The following is a 17,780-nucleotide window of genomic DNA, read 5'->3' on the forward strand; positions in this document are numbered from 1 at the left end:
GGGGCCGCAACCCGTCAACACAATGAACGACAAGTTGCGACCCCCCCTTGCTTTTGTTTCCAAAACACCCACAACAAACAACACAAAGCACACGAGCAGCCAGACACAGACAACCAACATCAACACGGGTGGGGGCGGGCGAAGGCGCGCCGACGTAGGCGGAGGGTTTCCAAGCGTACAACGCGCACAGAGTGTGGTAGGCAGATGCGCTCCCATTCGTATCAATGTGAATGTGTCCGTGTATAGGATTTACTTGTTGAATCCGTTCCATTGAAAGGAATAGATCATGGATCTCAATTCGCTCAAGCAGCAGGCCGAAGGTTTGCTCAAGGATGAAGCAAAAACGGACGCGGTCCTCGATGCTGCTGCCGATGCGGCTAAGAAGGCTACCGGCGGCAAGTATGACGACAAGATTGTCTCGGTGCGCGACGCAATTGACGGAAAAGTCGGCGAGGAATAATCGCTCTGGCAGCTCCGCGCTGAATGTCGAAGGAAAGGCTCGCTCAACTTGAGTGAGCCTTTCGTCATATGTGGTGTGCTGGAATGTGCAGCCCTGCCTATTTGCTATTGGGACTAATTGCCCATATAGTAGTTGATAATTCAACAAACCTACTTGAGGAGTTCCTATGACTCGCATTGCTGTTGTTCTTGGTTCCGTTCGCCCGAATCGCATTGGCGCCGACGTTGCTCAGTGGGTCGTTTCCGAGGCGAACACTGTTGAGGGTGTTCAGGCGGAACTCGTCGACCTTGCCGACTTTAAGCTGCCACTGTTTGCGGAGCCGATGTCGCCGGCTATGGCTGAACCTAAGGATCCGGAAGGTGCGCGTTTCAATAGCACCATCAAGGGCTTCGATGGGGTCGTGTTTGTTACTCCCGAATATAACCATGCAATTCCTGGAGCTCTTAAGAACGCCACTGATTTCCTCCAACCCCAGGCACTTGCGCACAAGGGTGTTGGAATCGTGTCTTACGGTTTCGCCTCCGGCGTGCGCGCAGCAGAGAATCTGCGGCTCGTTCTGGCTAACTTCGAGGCTGCCATCGTTAATTCCCAGGTCATGCTCTCGATTCCCGTTGACTTTGAGGATATGAGTATCTTTAATCCTGCCTCACATCATGATGGCGAGGTTTCCGCAATGGTTGAGGCGATCGTTGCTCGTAGTGAGGCCTTGGCTGATCTTCGCTGACTGATCTCTGCACTAGCCTTTTTGGGCCCTGGGTCGTAACGATCCAGGGCCCTTCGTGTGTTCAGTCCTCGGTGTGTTCAGCCAAACCGTGTGACTGTGTGGGTGTGATGTGTGGGAGTTTGACTGCTTGAGTGAGCCGCGATTCGTGTGTCGTCGGTGGCTTGCGGCTGGTGGGCTAGGGGTTATTGGGCGTTTAGGTCGCAGGTGAGGGCAACCTCAGAATTGAAAAGTATTCTCAATTCGCTTATAGTTTCGGGTGCCCGAAAAATTGCGAGAATGAAGAAGAAATGATGAGGACAATCCACACTCACGACCAATTCCTACGCAGCGCCACGGCCGCAACTATCGCCATGGGTGTCATCGGTGCGATGGGATTGGCCGCATGTGCTCCTAGCCAGAATGCAGACCAGTCGAACTCCGCAGGTGCGGGCTCACAAGTCAACGTCGTAGCCACAACCACCCAGATCTGCGACTATGTCACCCAGATCGCCACAGACAACGCCGAAGGCGCCACTCTCGCCCTCGACAAGACAGCAGCGGACGGAACCCGCACTACGGCCGGCGCTGCGGCTGACCAAGCAGAAACGACGCTGGCACTCACGTGCCTCCTTGCGCCCAATGCTTCCGCACACGAACACGAAATGACTCCCGCCCAAACCAAGGCGCTAGCCAACGCCGACATTCTCTTCGTCAACGGCATTGACCTCGAACACTTCCTTGACGATGCGATTGAATCCTCGGGCTTCAAGGGCACCATGACCGTAACAACAGGTGTCCTATCGAGCGCCGACATAGACGATCTTGCCGCTCAAAAGGACAAAGAGAAGGGGCTGCCTTACAAGGTTTCACGCGGCAGCCAAGCTGTTGATGTTGCCGAATGGCCCTTCCCGCCAGAGGATGGAGAAGAAGCAGAGTTCCGCTTCGATCCTCACGTGTGGACCAGCCCCAAGAACGCTGCGATCCAGGTCGCCAATATCGGTGAAGCTCTGTCTGCGGCCGCTCCAGATAATGCTGAGCTCTTTAATACTCGCGTCAAGGCCTATCAGGATCAGCTCACGGCTCTAGACCAGTGGACCGCAGACTCCCTGGCCTCAATCTCTGATGAGCACCGTGTTCTCTTTACCTCCCACGACGCGTTCGGCTACTTCTCGGCTTCGTACGGCATCACCTTCATTGGAGCGGCACTGTCCGACTTCTCTGAACAACAGGATGCAACCGCCGAGCACATTCGACAGGCTGCGCAAACCGTCAAAGAATCCGGCGCCACAGCGCTCTTCGCGGAAAACTCCAACAACTCCAAATCCATCGAAGCAATTGCCAAAGCCGCAGGAGTCAAAGCAGTCATCGGCGACGACGCTCTGTACGGTGACTCCCTTGGCCCTGCTGGATCGCAAGGAGAGACCTACACTGGGTCTATCATCCACAATGTCACCACGCTTGTAACCGCTTGGGATGGTACTCTGGCGCCGCTGCCAGACGTCATCAAGTGAGGACCCGCCGATGACCACCCCGATACTCCACTTCGACTCGGTGAGTCTCGGTTATACTCGAAAACCCGTCGTCACCGGTGTGAGCTTGCAGCTTTATCGTGGCCAAGCAACAGCCCTCATCGGTCCAAACGGTTCAGGTAAAACCACGGTATTGCGCGGCATTCTTGGCGACGTCAATATCCTTGCCGGTCAAGTGGAGGTCGGGGCTCAAGTCATCGGCCTCGTCCCACAATCCGCAGACCTCGACCTCGAATTTCCCATCACTGCACGTGAAGTCGTCACCATGGGCACATACGCGGAACTCGGATGGTTTCACGCGCCCAACCGCGGCCACAAACAACGCGTCGACGAAGCCCTTGAACGGGTCGACATGCTCGACCGTGGCCACATGCGTTTCGGTGCTCTGTCGGGAGGCCAGCGCCAACGCATCTTGCTGGCTAGGGCCCTCGTTGCGCGTCCGCAACTCGTGCTCCTGGACGAACCGTTTAACGGCCTCGACCAACCCAATAGGGACGCCCTCGTGCGCATCATCGACGAAATGACAGACGAGGGCGTGGCCGTCGCCGTTACCACCCATGACCTGTCCCTGGCGACTCGGACCTGCGACACAGCTTTGCTGCTTGCTGGACACCAAGTCGCCTACGGACCTATCGATGAGGTGCTCCGTCCCGAATTGCTTGCCCTCGCCTACGGCGGAGATTCCGACGCGCTGGTTGAAGCTCAGAACGCCCTGGCGCAATGATTGCTGAGCTCCTTTCCGCGCCATATCTTCTGCGTCCGCTGATCCTCTTGACAGTTCTGGCAGTCGTCGCAGGGCCAGTGTCAACCCTGGTCAATCTGCGGCGCCTGGAATTTAACGCCGAAGCAATGGTCCACTCAGTGTTCCCCGGCATCGTTGTCGGAGCCATCGTCGGCGGCACCGACATGATCATTCCGGGAGCCGCCGTAGTTGCCGCTTTCGTGGTTGTCGCCCTGATTTGGAGCTCGCGGCGAGCTAAAGCCTCCGAAGGATTTACCGCCGTCATCCTGGCCGCATTTTTCTCTCTCGGTGTTGTCATCTCGCTCAAAAAGTCCGATATGTCAGGACAACTTGAAGCGCTGATGTTTGGCAGGCTTTTAGAGGTCACTGACCGGCGCCTCCTTCAGGCCCTGATCGTCTGCGTCATCGCGTTGATCATCATTGCTGCGACGTGGAAAGAACAGGTTTTCGTTGCCCACGACCGCCAAGGAGCCAAAGCAGCCGGAATGAACTTGCTGGTGGTCGATATTGTCATTAACGCTGCCATTGGCGCGGTGGTGGTGTCGGCAGCTTCCGCGGTGGGCATGCTGCTCGTTGTGGGATACCTGGTGATTCCGGGAGCTGCAGGTAGGTTGCTGGCCTCCAATGTCCAGGTGATGGCTCTCATTGCTACGTTTGTTGCAATTGCCGGTGGCTGGCTTGGAATGGTGTGGATGCTGGCCCCCAGCCCCAGGCCCGTGTCTCCGCAAGCAGCCGTCGCCCTCGCTATGCTCGCAGTCTTTGCGCTTTGCCTTCTTGTGCGCCTGGCGTGGAAGACGGGGCATGACGGTCCCCAGCTTCGCGATGCCCGGGAGGGTAAGCGGTGACCGGTTTGATGCAGATTTTGACCCTGCCGATCCTCGAAGTGATCCTTGTGGGCGCCCTGGCAGGCCTCGTAGGCGTCCTCGCCGTGCTCAATCAGCGTGTTTTCTTCGCTGAATCCGTCACCCACGGTACCTTCCCTGGCGCCGTCCTGGGCGTGGTCATCGCTTCCACCCTCGGCGGGGGACACGAGGCTGTCTCGGCGGCGCTTTTTGCTGGAGCCTTCATCATGTGTGCGCCACTCGCATGGGTCATGCGTGCCCTGGCCAAGATTCCTGGCATTTCTTCCCAGGCCGCCGCAGGCATTGTGCTGACACTTGGATTCGCCCTCGGTTATTTTCTGGCGACATGGTTTGCCCCGCTGCCACTGCAGGTGGGCTCTTTCCTGACCGGGTCTGTGCTGACCGTCAGTACGACCGATGTGGTGTTGGCTGGGCTCTGCCTTACTGGTGCCCTCATCATTGCCCGAGGACGAGGTCGCACCCTCCTTCAGCACTGTTTCGACCCCACGTCGTTGCCGCCCAAGGTTCGCGCTCGAAGCGAAGCCACAATCCTGGCTGCCATCATGGTGACAGTGGTGGTCCTCATCCCAGCTGTGGGAACTATTTTGTCGATCGCTTTGCTGGCGGCCCCTGCTGCCGGTCTCAAAGACCTCATGCCAACCTTGCGTTCCTATGTGATTGCTGCTCCCATCGCGGGGGCAGGAATCGGATTGGTTGGACTGGCTGCGGCTGTGGCTGGAGACTTTTCAGCCGGAGGATGCATCGGTCTAGCGTCCGGTCTCTTTGTGGTGGTTTGCCGGGCTGTGCGCGCTGTGCGAGGAAGGCAATAAACCGCGCTAATACGCCCACCACAACAATTCGATTTGGTAGCCAAACTCATTGATATGACGCGGCAGCCCCGCAGATGAGACGATGAACCCGTGAGCCCCAAATCTCAGCCGGTCCAACGACCCGCTTCTATCCTGCTTGCTGCCACACCCATCGGCGACATTGCGGACGCATCCGACAGATTCATTCGCGCCCTCGGTGAAGCAGAGGTCGTGGCCGCCGAAGACACACGCAAGCTCCTCGCGCTGGCTTCACGTCTCGAGGTGCGCATCAACGGCAAGCTCATGAGCCTGCACGATCATAACGAGGCCGAACGCGCAGCCTCCGTTGTTGAGTTGGCCCGCGACGGGGCCAGGGTCTTGCTGGTGTCAGACGCAGGAATGCCGACGGTATCCGATCCGGGCTTTCGTGTGGTGCGCGAGGCAGTGGCCCGCGGGGTCTCAGTCTCAGCTTTGCCTGGCCCCTCAGCAGCTCTGACAGCACTGGCCGTGTCAGGACTGCCTTCCAATCGCTTTAGTTTCGAAGGGTTCCTGCCCCGCAAAGACGGGGAAGTCAAGCGTTACTTGAAGGATCTAGCCACCGACCCACACACCATGATCTTCTTCGAATCCCCTAAGAGGGTGAACGAAACTCTGGTGCGCATGGCCGACGCTTTTGGCGGTGGACGCCAGGCGGTGGTGTGTCGCGAACTGACCAAGACACACGAAGAAATCCTGCGCGGGGACCTCAATGCTTTGATCGCCCGCACAGCCGGTGAAGTCTTAGGCGAAATTACGATCGTCGTCGAAGGACACCGCGGTGAAGGCAATGCCGAAGACCACGTCGAGGCCGTCCTCGCCCTCGCGAGCGAAGGCATGCGCCTCAAGGAAGCGGCCGCCGAAGTTGCTGAAGCAACCGGATTGCGTAAAAACGACCTTTACAAGGCTGCGCTGCGACGCAGAGACAAGCCGAAGAAGAAGTAGGGGGCACTCGCTTTTAGAATGCGAGCAGGGAGTCGACCTGGTCGATGCCCGCTTGATCGAGCCTTTCGGTGGCAGCCACTGCCGTTTCTGGCGACACGGGCTCGGTCAGATCTGACAGGATGCGGGCGGTGAAACCCTCTTTCTTGGCGTCAAGGGCGGTCTCGCACACGCAATGAGACTGAGCCAAACCCACCACGTCGACGTCGGTGATTTCGGCGTCGCGCAGAATCTGAGCCAAACTGCGACCGGCCTCGTCCACTCCTTCAAAACCGGAATAGGCCGCGCTGTACTGGCCTTTCTTAACTGCTGCGTCGGCTTTGATCTGGTTGAGCGCCGGATGCAGGCGGGCCTCGTCGCTGTCAGCTACGCCGTGGACAGGCCAGGTGTCAACGAAGTCAGGTTCGTCAGAAAAGTGTGCGCCTGGGTCAATGTGCCAATCCTGAGTTGTGGCAATGAAAGTGTATTCGTTGCGGTGATGAGCAACGAACTCGGCAATACGCTGTGCGCAAGCATTTCCGCCTTCGACCCCAAGGGCCCCGCCCTCGCAGAAAGTGGGCTGAACATCAACAACGATCAGAGCGCGACGCATAAGAATTCCTCCGGCTCGGCGAAGAACAGTGGGCTGTACGCTCAACCGTAGTCGACGATGGCACTTGGGACACGACAATCGAGTGCAGGTAGTCCCGTGTAGCAGTGTTTTCGACGAGGACGGGGCTCAGTGGCTAGTCTTGCCCTATGAGTCGTATTCTGTCTGCCGTCGCATGGCCTTACGCCAACGGCCCTCGCCATATCGGTCACGTCGCTGGATTCGGAGTCCCCTCCGACGTCTTCTCCCGCTACATGCGAATGGCCGGGCACGACGTCCTCATGGTGTCGGGCACCGACGAACATGGCACTCCGATCCTGGTTGCCGCAGACTCTGAAGGTATTAGCGCCCGCGAACTAGCAGACCGCAATAACCGACTCATCGTTGAAGACTTGGTTGCGTTGGGCTTGTCCTACGACCTTTTTACCCGCACCACCGCTGGAAACCACTATCACGTTGTCCAAGACATGTTCACAGTGGTGCGCGACAACGGCTACATGATCGAACAGGTCACCCGTTCGGCAATCTCACCTTCTACCGGACGCACCTTGCCCGACCGCTACATTGAGGGCACCTGTCCGATCTGCGGCACCGAAGGCGCTCGCGGCGACCAGTGCGATGCCTGCGGCAACCAACTCGACCCCACCGAACTCATCGACCCGCATTCGCGTATTAACGGCGAGGTTCCTGAATTTGTTGAATCAGCTCACTGGTTCCTTGACCTTCCGGCGTTAGCCCAAGCTCTGTCCGCGTGGCTTGATGAGCGTGAACAGTCTGGAACCTGGCGCCCCAACGTCATTAAGTTCTCCAAGAACTTCCTTGAAGACATCCGCCCACGCGCAATGACCCGTGACATCGACTGGGGAATTCCGATTCCAGGGTGGGAAGATCAGCCCAATAAGCGCCTCTACGTGTGGTTTGACGCCGTCATCGGCTACCTTTCGGCCTCCATCGAGTGGGCGCGCAGAACCGGAGATCCCGAGGCGTGGAAGAAGTGGTGGACAGACCCCGAAGCCTTGTCCTACTACTTCATGGGCAAGGACAATATTGTCTTCCACTCCCAGATCTGGCCGGCCGAACTTTTGGGCTACAACGGCCAAGGCTCCAAGGGCGGTGAGTCCGGCCAGATGGGCGTGCTCAACCTGCCAACCGAAGTAGTGTCGTCAGAATTTTTGACGATGGAAGGCAAGAAGTTTTCTTCCAGCCATGGCATCGTCATCTACGTGCGTGACATGCTGGAGCGCTACCAGGCGGACGCTCTGCGCTACTTCATTTCTGCAGCAGGCCCCGAAACCTCTGACGCTGATTTCACGTGGGCGGAGTTTGTGCGTCGCACCAATGGCGAGCTTGTTGCCGGGTGGGGCAACCTGGTGAACCGGACGGCATCCATGATCGCTAAGAAATTCGGCGAGATTCCAGCCCCCGGCGAGTTGGAAGAAATTGATCGCAACCTGCTCGATGCCGTTGAAGCCGGTTTTGCCACTGTCGGTAATTTGATTCGTCATCATCGTCAAAAGGCGGCATTGGCTGAGGCGATGCGGCTGGTGGGAGAAGCCAATAAGTACGTCACCGACACTGAACCCTTTAAGCTCAAAGCCCCTGAGCAGCAGGAACGCCTGGGAACGGTTCTTCATACTCTGGCTCAGGTGGTGGCTGACTTGAACCTCATGCTGTCGCCCTTCTTGCCTCACTCCGCTAACGACGTTGACAAGGTGTTTGGTGGCGAAGGCCAGATTGCGCCCATGCCGCATATTGAAGAGGTCGAAGAGCTCGATCCGCAGGTTTTGCCCGAGATTTTTGCAGGCCGAACCACTTACCCGATTATCACCGGCGACTACACGCAGGTTCCGACCTGGCAGCGCCACGTAATCACTGTGGGAACGCCTATCGCCAAGCCGACCCCAGTATTCGTCAAGCTCGACGAGTCAATCGTTGAAGAAGAACTGTCACGGTATGCCGATTCGGTTCCAGACGATGTGACTGGCGCATAAACCTTCAGAGCTGCATCGCAACGCAAGGTTTCAAAGACGGTGGGGTGGTGACCGCTTTCGCGGTCGCCACCCCATTTTCGGATCCCCAGCCAGCACATGAACTGGGGGAGTATGTGGAATTACTTGCGGGTTTCAGCCGTTGAGGGCTGCTCCTTCTTCTTTGAGTGTCCGCCCACGAAGAGAGCCGAGACCACTAGCGTCAACCCCAACAACGCAACCAAGCTGATGAGCAGCAGCGGAATGTCAATTTGTTCCAGAACTGCTAGGGCGATGAGGAAGATACCGGCTAGGCAGACGATGCCTGCCCAGATCATCTGACCAACTCGGACGCCGTTCGCTTCGGCTTCTGGGCGCTCACTCACACTGGGGATTGAGTTAGCTGCCGTCCATACCTTGGCAGGGGAATCGCTTGGGGTTGGATTCGGCGCAGAAAGAGGATCCGTTTGTCTTTCAGACACCCCTGACTGCGGTTGAGAACGAAAGGGCGCATCAGCCTCGTCCATTGACGTGCCCTGGGTGGGCACTGCTTTTGTTTGATCTTGCCCGGCAGGCATAGTCAGTGTCGGATCCGAGGCCGGCGTTGGCATGGTCGACCCGCTACTGAGCACTGACGTGGTCGGGTCACTAGCGGGCATAGGTGTGGTCTGGTCATCCTGCGGCTGACCCTCGACCGGCAGGGACTGGGTCGGATCAATGTGATTGTTGGTAGTCATGATCTTTGATCACTCCTTGTTCTGCTGGGTCGAAGCGGACTGCGAAGAATCCTTGGGAGCCGTAGCGGCACCCGACTGGGTGCTTGGGGGTGCCCCCGATTGGGAAGCTGATTGAGAATCATCCGTGGTTGCGGCTTCTGGCTCCACTGCTGGTGAGGTTGCGAAGTAAAGTTCGTCTAGAGAGACATCTGAACCAATGACCAAAGTGATTCCGTTCTTCTTAGTCCACGTTGGGGACTGAACGATCGCTGTAGTGGCTTGACCATCTTCCAATTCTGTTGAGGAGAGGCAGGGGGCTAGATCATCAATCCAGTCATCTGCGTCTTCGTTTGATGATGAGGTTGTCAGGTTCCCAATGCTTCCGCGGCACACCACTCGCAAGGGCTGGCCCTCGTAGGTCCATATGTCCAGGCCTCTCCAAACGGTCCAGTCCACATTGATGCTCTTTGTGGTTCCTGCGGGAGCCCCAGTCAGGTCGATACTGGCGTATCCGTCCATGTCAGCGGTGATCTTGTCATCTTGCCAAGTGAAAGTGGAGGCTTCGCTAGAGGCAGTTTCCCACATGGAATCCACGTAGCTGGTGGCTGCCGCACCCAAGCCTGCGACGGGTAAAGCGAACATCATTCCTAAGACGGTCATAGTGATCAGCCACCCGGCGCTGCGATCTCGTAGTGAAGCTGAGATGAGCGCAATACCCGCGATGAGCAGGCAGATGCCGCCTCCAATGAGGCCTGTAACAATGACGCGGCCAGTCCAACCGTCACGGCCAAATAGGTACATGAGGTAGAAGGTCACGGCCATAGCCAGCACGACGAAACCGGTCACAACGAGGTTCTCGCGAGCTGAAACCACACGAGGACGAGGTGCCAGCGGGCCAGTCCACACGGCTGGGCGCGGAACCACTGGTGTTGGCGCGTAAGGGTGTTGTGGCCACTGCGCAGGTCCCGGCTGCTGCGGGGACTGGTAGGCGTTGGAGGGCATCTGGGGGGACTGACTGACCGCAGGTCCGTTGTAGCCAAGCCCCTGAGTTGGGTTTTCAGTGAAACCGGCAGCGGGAGACTGGCCTGGGAAATCCTGGGGAGCCTGCGGCATAGGCTGCTGAGAGTGCCCGTATTGGGGCGGAGATGAATTGGTTTTGTCTCGGTTAGAAGCCATGATTGCGACGATCACCAGGCCCGCAACAACTATGAAACCAAAACCGCCAAGTCCCAGTTGGATCGAGGAACCATCAAAGCCGAGGGTCAGGGGGATAACGCCACCTAGGCCGATGATGAAAAGAAAGAATCCACCCAACTGCGCAATGTCGAATCGTCCATTGAACAACTCTTCAAGGTGAATGCGTCCATCACGCTGTTCAGGCAGCAGCAGCCAAGCTGCTGCGTATAGAGCAAGGACTGGCCCAGCCAGAATCATCAGAATGATGGCTAAGCCTCGTACCAGGATCGGATCCCAGCCGTAACGGGCAGCAATCCCCGAGCAGACGCCACCAATGAATCGCGGTTCAGCGCGGTACCAACCTGATTGACGCACCGAGTCGAAGAAACTTCGATTCGAGGTGGGTTGGTAAGGCTGCTGGTTGCGCATCGGTGGGGTCTGTTGATGCCAAGTGTGCTGCTCGCCGGGCCCAGGTTGCTGACCTGGGCCGGGCTGCTGGCTGGGCCCCGCCTGGAAATTCTCGCTCATGATGGGCTCCTTCAATGGGGTGATGAACCGTATGACATCAACTTTGGCCTAACCCGGCAGCAAATGAAATTGGGGGACTCCCTGAAAAGCCCCTGAAAACACTGCCTCAGGGGAAAACCGGACGGCTAAAGATGCGAAGATTTAGGGGTGACGATTCCATCCAACCCCGTAGGGTCTCTGGGGCTGGCCACCAATGGCCAGACACGGCAGTGGGTGCCTCCCACTCCGCGACAACCTGTAGTGCCGCTACGGCGCTCGACCTCTCACTCGCCGGCCATGCCTGCGACGTGGATGGCAGGGGTGTGTGCGGGACTGGCAGTCCACCTGGGCGTGAAAGTCTCATGGGTTCGCATTGGGCTCATCGTTCTGACGATCATGACGCTCGGCCTGGGCGTGCTGCTGTATCTATGGCTGTGGGTGATGGTGCCCAAAGACGGTGCACAGACCGAAACCACAATAGGACGCGGAATAAGTTCCGGGCTTCAGGCTGTGCGCCAAGACCGGCGAGCATCAACCTCGCGTAACCAACTGCTGATCTCCGGCATCCTCATGTTGGCCGTATCATTCATGGCCATTGTCTTGGCGAATGCCGGGGTTGTGGAAGTACGCGACGTTCTCTCCATGGTTATGGTCGTGGCTGGCATCGGACTGATCTGGAGCCAAAGCGGCGACAAAGCCCAATGGGGCAATGGCAAATTCCTAGCGATGGTCTCCGCAGGGGCAACCCTGATGATTATCGGCATCGTCATGATCTTTGGACGCAATGATCCTCCCATCATCCTCCTACGAGGAGGCCTCATCGGATCGGCCGTTGTAGCCGGAGCCCTGTTTGCCTTCGCCCCACTGTGGCTACGAACCAACAAAGACTTGACGGCTGCCAAAGAACAACAGGTTCGTGACGCTGAACGAGCTGACATTGCCGCTCACCTCCACGACTCCGTCTTACAGACGTTGACGCTCATTCGAGCAAGCGCCGACGATCCGACCCGAGTACGCGCTATTGCTTTGTCAGAGGAGCGAGAACTTCGATCCTGGCTCTACACGGGACACGAGGAAGCCGCAGACTCGTTGGCCCAACTCGTGTCAGAAGCCGCAGGCCAAATCGAATCACGCTACGGCATCCCCGTTGACGTCGTCACGGTTGGCGACTTCAAACCCGGCCCAGAAGAAATGGCTCTAGTGGCTGCCCTCAGCGAAGCCGCTGCAAACGCAGTCAGGCACGGAAAACCACCCGTATCCGTCTACGTTGAAGCACGCTCTACAGTCACAGAAGCCTTCATTAAAGACGCGGGAACTGGATTCGACCTCGATAGCATTCCCGCTGACCGCCACGGAGTACGCGACTCCATCATTGGCCGTATGGAACGCAGCGGCGGCACCGCCACGATTACCAAACGGGCCGGAGGAACCGAGGTCGCCCTCGTCATGCCCAGGACCCCCGAATCTTCTAACTAAACGTACGACCGACTTCGACCCACAACCCTAGGATCAACTCATGACTATCCGACTTATTGTTATCGACGATCACGCGATGGTACGCGCCGGAGTGCGAGCAGAACTCGAAGCGTCGGGTGCAGACCTTGAAGTCCTTGGCGAAGCAGCTGACGTTGAAGGAGGCATCGCTGCCTGCCATGAACTCAAACCCGATGTTGCTTTGCTCGACGTCCACCTGCCCGGTGGAAATGGGGGTGGGGGAGCCGAGGTCGCGGCCTCGTGCCAAAACGTCGAAGGCCTGCGTTTCCTTGCCCTATCCGTATCGGATGCACCCGAGGACGTCGTCCAGGTGATCCGTGCGGGCGCTCGCGGTTACGTCACCAAGTCAATCTCGACGCCAGACCTGGTCGAAGCAATCAAGCGTGTCGCTGGGGGAGATGCCGCTTTTAGCCCACGCCTAGCCGGGTTTGTCCTCGACGCTTTCGGTACCGGTGAAGTTTCAATTGCTGACGACGAATTGGACTTGCTGAGCGCCCGCGAACAGGAAGTGATGCGTCTGATCGCCCGCGGATTCAGCTACAAGGAAGTTGCCAACGAACTTTTCATTTCCATTAAGACCGTGGAGACCCACGTGTCGTCGGTGCTACGTAAACTCCAGCTGTCCAACCGCAATGAGTTGACGAGGTGGGCAGTTAAACGCCACATCGTGTGAGTGAATCTGTGCAAGTAACGTCGCTGAGTGTGCGCGGATAGACGCCGTGGTGGGGTGCGAGGAAAGTTCAAGTCGGAGTAAAGTGGTTGTGCGTTGGACTGAGCAGGGCTAAAGCCCACACGACTTGGAGGAACGCATGCATCGAATCGGATTTGACCGAGACAAATACCTCAAGCTTCAATCCGATCACATCGCCGAAAGACGCGCCCAATTCGGCGGCAAACTTTACCTAGAGTTCGGCGGCAAACTCGTCGACGATATGCACGCCTCCCGCGTTCTGCCAGGATTTACTCCCGACAACAAAATCGTCATGCTCACCGAGCTGGCCGACGACGTCGAAATCATCGTGGCCGTCAACGCCAAAGACTTCCAACGTCGCAAAGTCCGCGCAGACTTGGGGACCTCCTACGAGGACGAAATCCTGCGTCACATTGATGCCTTCCGCGACTACGGCCTCTACGTTGGTTCCGTTGTTATCACCCAGTGGACCGACGACAACCGCGAAGCCAAAGCCGTCAAACGCAAGCTAGAAAAGCTCGGTATTAAGGTCTACCGCCACTTCATCATCCCCGGATACCCCAACGACGTGTCGCGTATCGTGTCCGAGCAGGGCTTAGGAAAGAACGAATACGTGGAAACGCAGCGAGACCTCATCGTGGTCACGGCGCCCGGCCCAGGTTCTGGCAAGATGGCGACTTGCCTGTCCCAGCTTTACCACGACCACCAGCGTGGAATTTCCTCCGGCTATGCCAAGTGGGAAACCTTTCCGATCTGGAATATTTCCCTGGATCACCCGGTCAATGTTGCCTACGAAGCGGCGACGGCTGATCTCGACGACGTCAATATGATTGATCCTTTCCACTTGGATGCTTACGGTGTCCAGACCGTCAATTACAACCGCGACGTAGAAATCTTCCCGGTCCTTAACCGCCTCTTCGAACAGATCCTGGGCGAATCGCCCTACAAGTCGCCCACAGATATGGGCGTCAATATGGCAGGCCGGTCAATCAGTGACGACGACGCATGTCGCCAGGCCTCTGAACAGGAAGTGATTCGCCGCTACTACAAGGCATTGGTCACTGAGAAGAAAGAGATGACCGATTCTGTTCAGTCGGATCGGATCGCCCTTTTGATGACCAAACTTGGTATTACCCGCGAAGATCGGCCAGTCGTCAAGCCTGCCCTCAAGGTAGCGAAAGCAACAAAGGCGCCGGCTTCGGCCATTGAACTGCCTGATGGCCGCATCGTCACAGGTAAGACATCTGAGCTTCTCGGTAATTCCTCAGCGATGCTGCTCAACGCCCTCAAACTCCTGGCAGGCATCGACGAAGAAATCGACCTGTTGGCTCCCGAGTCAATCGAACCCATCCAAGCGCTCAAGATCGGACACCTGGGTTCGCGTAACCCGCGCCTACACACGGATGAGGTGCTCATCGCCTTGGCAGTGTCAGCTAACGGTGATGACAACGCTAAGCGTGCTTTGGATGAGTTAGGTAACTTGCGCGGATGTGATGTGCATGCGTCGACGATCCTCGGGCCGGTTGATGAGGGGATCTTCCGATCTCTTGGCATCCAGGTCACCAGTGAGCCCGTTTACGCCACGAAGTTCCTGTACCGCAAGAAGTAAGTCGGTTCGGATTCTTTACTGTGGTCATTCGGACGCACGGTGGTGACGTCAGATGCGCATGTCCTGACCTAGGCTTAGACGGCGATGACTGATTTCACTGCTCTTCCTGACCTTGGCCCCGCAGACCTTCCCACGTGGGACGTCGACGGATATGTGCCGCCCGAAGTGCCCGTCTACGACATTGACGAGGGCGCTTCAGACAGCCTGCCCGAATACAACGGTTCTGCCGGCACCCAAGCGTGGCCGACTGTGGCGGCGCCTGGGGGAGCGGGGAGCAACGAAAGGGCGTCGTCCTCGTGGTCGATGTGGGACGGTGGACAAGGTGGGGCAGAACCTCGGCTACAGGCTGACGACCTGGTTGACGGACTTAACGAGCGGCAGCACGAGGCCGTTATCCACCAGGGAGCGCCGCTACTCATTATGGCTGGTGCCGGCTCAGGCAAAACCCGAGTCCTGACCCACAGGATCGGCTACCTGCTAGCCACCCGGCGGGCCACACCCGGCCAGATTCTGGCCATCACCTTCACCAACAAGGCCGCAGCTGAGATGCGTGAACGGGTCTCAGAACTTGTCGGTGGCCAGGCCCGACGCATGTGGGTATCCACTTTCCACTCGGCGTGCGTAAGAATCTTGCGTTCTGAGCACGAGGCCGCGCGCCTATCGTCCTCGTTCACCATCTACGACGCGCAAGATGCTCAGCGTCTCATCCAGATGATCCTCAAATCCATGAACGTGGACATCAAGCGTTTTACGCCCAAGATGATCGCCGCGAAAATTTCGGACTTGAAGAATGAACTGGTGGGGCCGGGGCGCTACGCCGACACTGCTGGCAAGGATCCCATCTCTAAGATTGTGTCCGAAGCCTACGTTGAGTACGACAAGCGGATGCGCCAGTCGAACGCTTTAGACTTTGACGACCTCATTATGAGGACCGTGGAGGTGTTGGAGAAGAACCCGGCGATCGCCGAGCACTACCACCGACGCTTCCGACACATCCTGGTGGACGAGTATCAGGACACCAACCACGCGCAATACATGCTGGTTCGGGCCCTGGTGGGCACGGGCCAGGACGGCGTGGCTCCGGCGGAGCTGACCGTGGTGGGTGACTCCGACCAGTCGATTTATGCGTTCCGAGGCGCCACAATCCGCAATATTGAAGAGTTCGAGCGCGATTTCCCAGGTGCCCGCACCATCATGCTGGAACAGAATTACCGTTCGACACAAAATATTTTGTCTGCCGCCAACGCTGTGATCGCCCGCAATGAGGGGCGACGCCCCAAGAACTTGTGGACAGCTTCAGGCGACGGGGCCCTCATCACCATGGACGCAGCCGACTCTGAACACGATGAAGCGCGCTTCGTTATTGCCGAGATCGACAAACTCCACGACGATGACCACGACTGGGGCGACATTGCGATCTTTTATCGCACAAACTCCCAGTCACGAGCCCTTGAAGAACTCCTCGTACGCCAAGGCATCCCATATCGGGTAGTTGGTGGCACGCGCTTTTACGAACGGCGCGAAATTAAGGACGCTTTGGCCTACCTGCAGGTGATTTCCAACCCTGACGACACGGTTGCTGTGCGCCGCGTCCTTAACGTTCCTCGCCGTGGAATCGGCGCAAAAGCTGAAGAAGCGATTGTTGCGCACGCCAACCACTACGGGATCTCCTTTGGTGCGGCCCTGCGTCACCTGTGGCTCAACCACGGCAAACCCGTGGGCGAGGCCGAAGGTATCGACGTCCAAGCCTTGGCGTCCAAGCGGGGATCCGCGGTCGAAAGTCTCAGCGACGACACCGCAGGCGAAACTTCCACCGATGCAGGCGAGCCTGGTAGCGAAACGGAGGCGGCGGCCTCGTCCTCGAAGGAAAACGAAGAGACGATCCCTGAAGTTGTTGGCATGACGGCTAGGGCTGCGAACGCTGCAGCAGGATTCTGGGGCCTCATCGAAACCCTGCGCAGCGCAGACCAACAGGGAGCTAACCCTGGCGACATCCTTGAAGAAGTCCTGGATCGCACCGGATATTTGGCTGAACTGCGTCGTTCTGAAGACCCTCAGGATGCGTCGCGCGTAGAAAACCTGGCCGAATTGCATTCGGTGGCTCAAGATTTTGCCCAAGCAGCCCCCCAAGGAGTCCTCGCAGACTTCCTCGAAAGGGTGGCTCTGGTGGCGGACTCTGATCAGGTTCCAGCCGAAGACCAGCGCAGCGGACAAGTTACCCTCATGACTGTGCACACCGCGAAAGGCCTAGAATTCCCTACCGTCTTTGTCACCGGCATGGAGGACGGGACCTTCCCGCATCAACGCTCCTTGGGTGAACAAAGCGAGTTGGAAGAGGAGCGGCGCCTGGCGTATGTGGCCATCACACGGGCCCGCCAACGCCTCTATCTGACGCGCGCCGCTGTACGTTCAGCTTGGGGAACACCTCAGGAGATGCCGCCTTCGCGATTCTTGGATGACATTCCCCCTGAGCTTGTCGACGTGCGCAGATCTACGTCCTCGTCGGAACGCTTGCGCCTGGGCAGATCAGCCTGGGGAGACGGCTGGGGTGGTCCGGCTTCGCGTAGCGCATACAAGCATCGGGGCACCGACCCGTGGGGTGATGACGAGGGCGGCGCTGTCATAGGCGCGGGCGGAGGCAGTCCCCTCGGCAAAATGACGGGTTCGCGTATTGGGACGACAGTTCGGATGAGCGTGAGCCAGCCACAGAGCCAAGAATCTTCTGACGACAAGCCCGTGTTATCGCTCAAGGTGGGAGACCAAGTCAAACACGCCACCTTGGGCAATGGCACCGTTATTGGCTTGGAAGGCCAAGGAGCCAGGACCGTTGCCAAGGTGAAGTTTGGGATGGCGGAAAAGAGGCTCCTGCTGCGTATGGCTCCGATGGAAAAGATCTGAAGGCTGTGTTGTGCAGGTCAAAAGACCGTCCATTCGGCGGTGCATAGTCTGCTTGGCGCAACACATGCGA

The 17,780-nt window shown here is 57.9% G+C and carries 15 protein-coding genes; 12 read left to right on the top strand and 3 right to left on the bottom strand.

What is annotated here, in order from left to right; translation table 11 throughout:
• The first annotated feature begins 286 nt into the window (after positions 1-286).
• The 7 genes from G439_RS0107915 (at position 287) to rsmI (ending at position 6,066) form a co-directional block, all read left to right on the top strand.
• Complete coding sequence (locus G439_RS0107915; protein ID WP_022868644.1) at positions 287-460, top strand: Rv0909 family putative TA system antitoxin; 174 nt, start codon at positions 287-289, stop codon at positions 458-460.
• 166 nt (positions 461-626) lie between these two features.
• The gene (locus tag G439_RS0107920; protein ID WP_022868645.1) at positions 627-1,184 is read left to right on the top strand and encodes an NADPH-dependent FMN reductase; all 558 of its coding nucleotides are present in this window, start codon (positions 627-629) and stop codon (positions 1,182-1,184) included.
• A 290-nt stretch (positions 1,185-1,474) separates the two neighbouring features.
• Positions 1,475-2,674 carry a metal ABC transporter substrate-binding protein gene (locus G439_RS0107925; RefSeq protein ID WP_040434903.1) on the top strand — a complete coding sequence of 400 codons (1,200 nt, stop codon included), beginning with the start codon at positions 1,475-1,477 and terminating at the stop codon, positions 2,672-2,674.
• Positions 2,675-2,684: 10 nt separating this feature from the next.
• Entirely contained in the window at positions 2,685-3,416 is a 732-nt protein-coding gene (locus tag G439_RS0107930) for a metal ABC transporter ATP-binding protein (protein ID WP_022868647.1), read from the top strand.
• Positions 3,413-4,279 carry a metal ABC transporter permease gene (locus tag G439_RS11605; RefSeq protein ID WP_022868648.1) on the top strand — a complete coding sequence of 289 codons (867 nt, stop codon included), beginning with the start codon at positions 3,413-3,415 and terminating at the stop codon, positions 4,277-4,279. Before G439_RS0107930 ends, G439_RS11605 begins: the two co-directional genes overlap by 4 nt.
• An 8-nt stretch (positions 4,280-4,287) precedes the next feature.
• Positions 4,288-5,106, top strand: a complete 819-nt coding sequence (locus G439_RS0107940) for a metal ABC transporter permease (protein ID WP_040434907.1) — start codon at positions 4,288-4,290, stop codon at positions 5,104-5,106.
• Positions 5,107-5,196: 90 nt separating this feature from the next.
• Positions 5,197-6,066 (top strand): 16S rRNA (cytidine(1402)-2'-O)-methyltransferase, encoded by an 870-nt coding sequence (gene rsmI, locus G439_RS11610; RefSeq protein WP_022868650.1) that lies wholly within the window; start codon positions 5,197-5,199, stop codon positions 6,064-6,066.
• Between the two features lie 13 nt (positions 6,067-6,079).
• Here the strand turns inward: rsmI and G439_RS0107950 are convergent, their stop codons facing one another.
• A complete protein-coding gene (locus G439_RS0107950) occupies positions 6,080-6,655 on the bottom strand; it encodes an isochorismatase family protein (protein WP_022868651.1) in 576 nt (191 codons plus the stop codon).
• Positions 6,656-6,801: 146 nt separating this feature from the next.
• Between G439_RS0107950 and metG the strand changes: the two genes are divergently transcribed.
• Positions 6,802-8,643 carry a methionine--tRNA ligase gene (gene metG, locus G439_RS0107955; RefSeq protein WP_022868652.1) on the top strand — a complete coding sequence of 614 codons (1,842 nt, stop codon included), beginning with the start codon at positions 6,802-6,804 and terminating at the stop codon, positions 8,641-8,643.
• Between the two features lie 119 nt (positions 8,644-8,762).
• On the opposite strand, the gene G439_RS12235 is transcribed toward metG, so the two are convergent.
• Positions 8,763-9,356, bottom strand: coding sequence for a DUF2339 domain-containing protein (locus G439_RS12235; protein ID WP_022868653.1), 594 nt, complete (start codon positions 9,354-9,356; stop codon positions 8,763-8,765).
• A gap of 9 nt (positions 9,357-9,365) precedes the next feature.
• Positions 9,366-11,039 (bottom strand): PspC domain-containing protein, encoded by a 1,674-nt coding sequence (locus G439_RS11620; protein ID WP_022868654.1) that lies wholly within the window; start codon positions 11,037-11,039, stop codon positions 9,366-9,368.
• 147 nt (positions 11,040-11,186) lie between these two features.
• Between G439_RS11620 and G439_RS0107970 the strand changes: the two genes are divergently transcribed.
• The 4 genes from G439_RS0107970 to G439_RS0107985 all read left to right on the top strand — a co-directional run bounded on the left by G439_RS0107970 (position 11,187) and on the right by G439_RS0107985 (position 17,710).
• Entirely contained in the window at positions 11,187-12,494 is a 1,308-nt protein-coding gene (locus G439_RS0107970; RefSeq protein ID WP_341532751.1) for an ATP-binding protein, read from the top strand.
• Positions 12,495-12,534: 40 nt separating this feature from the next.
• Complete coding sequence (locus G439_RS0107975; protein WP_022868656.1) at positions 12,535-13,185, top strand: LuxR C-terminal-related transcriptional regulator; 651 nt, start codon at positions 12,535-12,537, stop codon at positions 13,183-13,185.
• Positions 13,186-13,321: 136 nt separating this feature from the next.
• Entirely contained in the window at positions 13,322-14,812 is a 1,491-nt protein-coding gene (locus G439_RS0107980; protein WP_022868657.1) for a DUF1846 domain-containing protein, read from the top strand.
• Between the two features lie 84 nt (positions 14,813-14,896).
• Positions 14,897-17,710, top strand: a complete 2,814-nt coding sequence (locus G439_RS0107985; protein ID WP_022868658.1) for a UvrD-helicase domain-containing protein — start codon at positions 14,897-14,899, stop codon at positions 17,708-17,710.
• The last annotated feature ends 70 nt before the right edge of the window (positions 17,711-17,780 follow it).

This window comes from Schaalia vaccimaxillae DSM 15804 (assembly GCF_000420425.1).
GTDB lineage: Bacteria > Actinomycetota > Actinomycetes > Actinomycetales > Actinomycetaceae > Pauljensenia > Pauljensenia vaccimaxillae.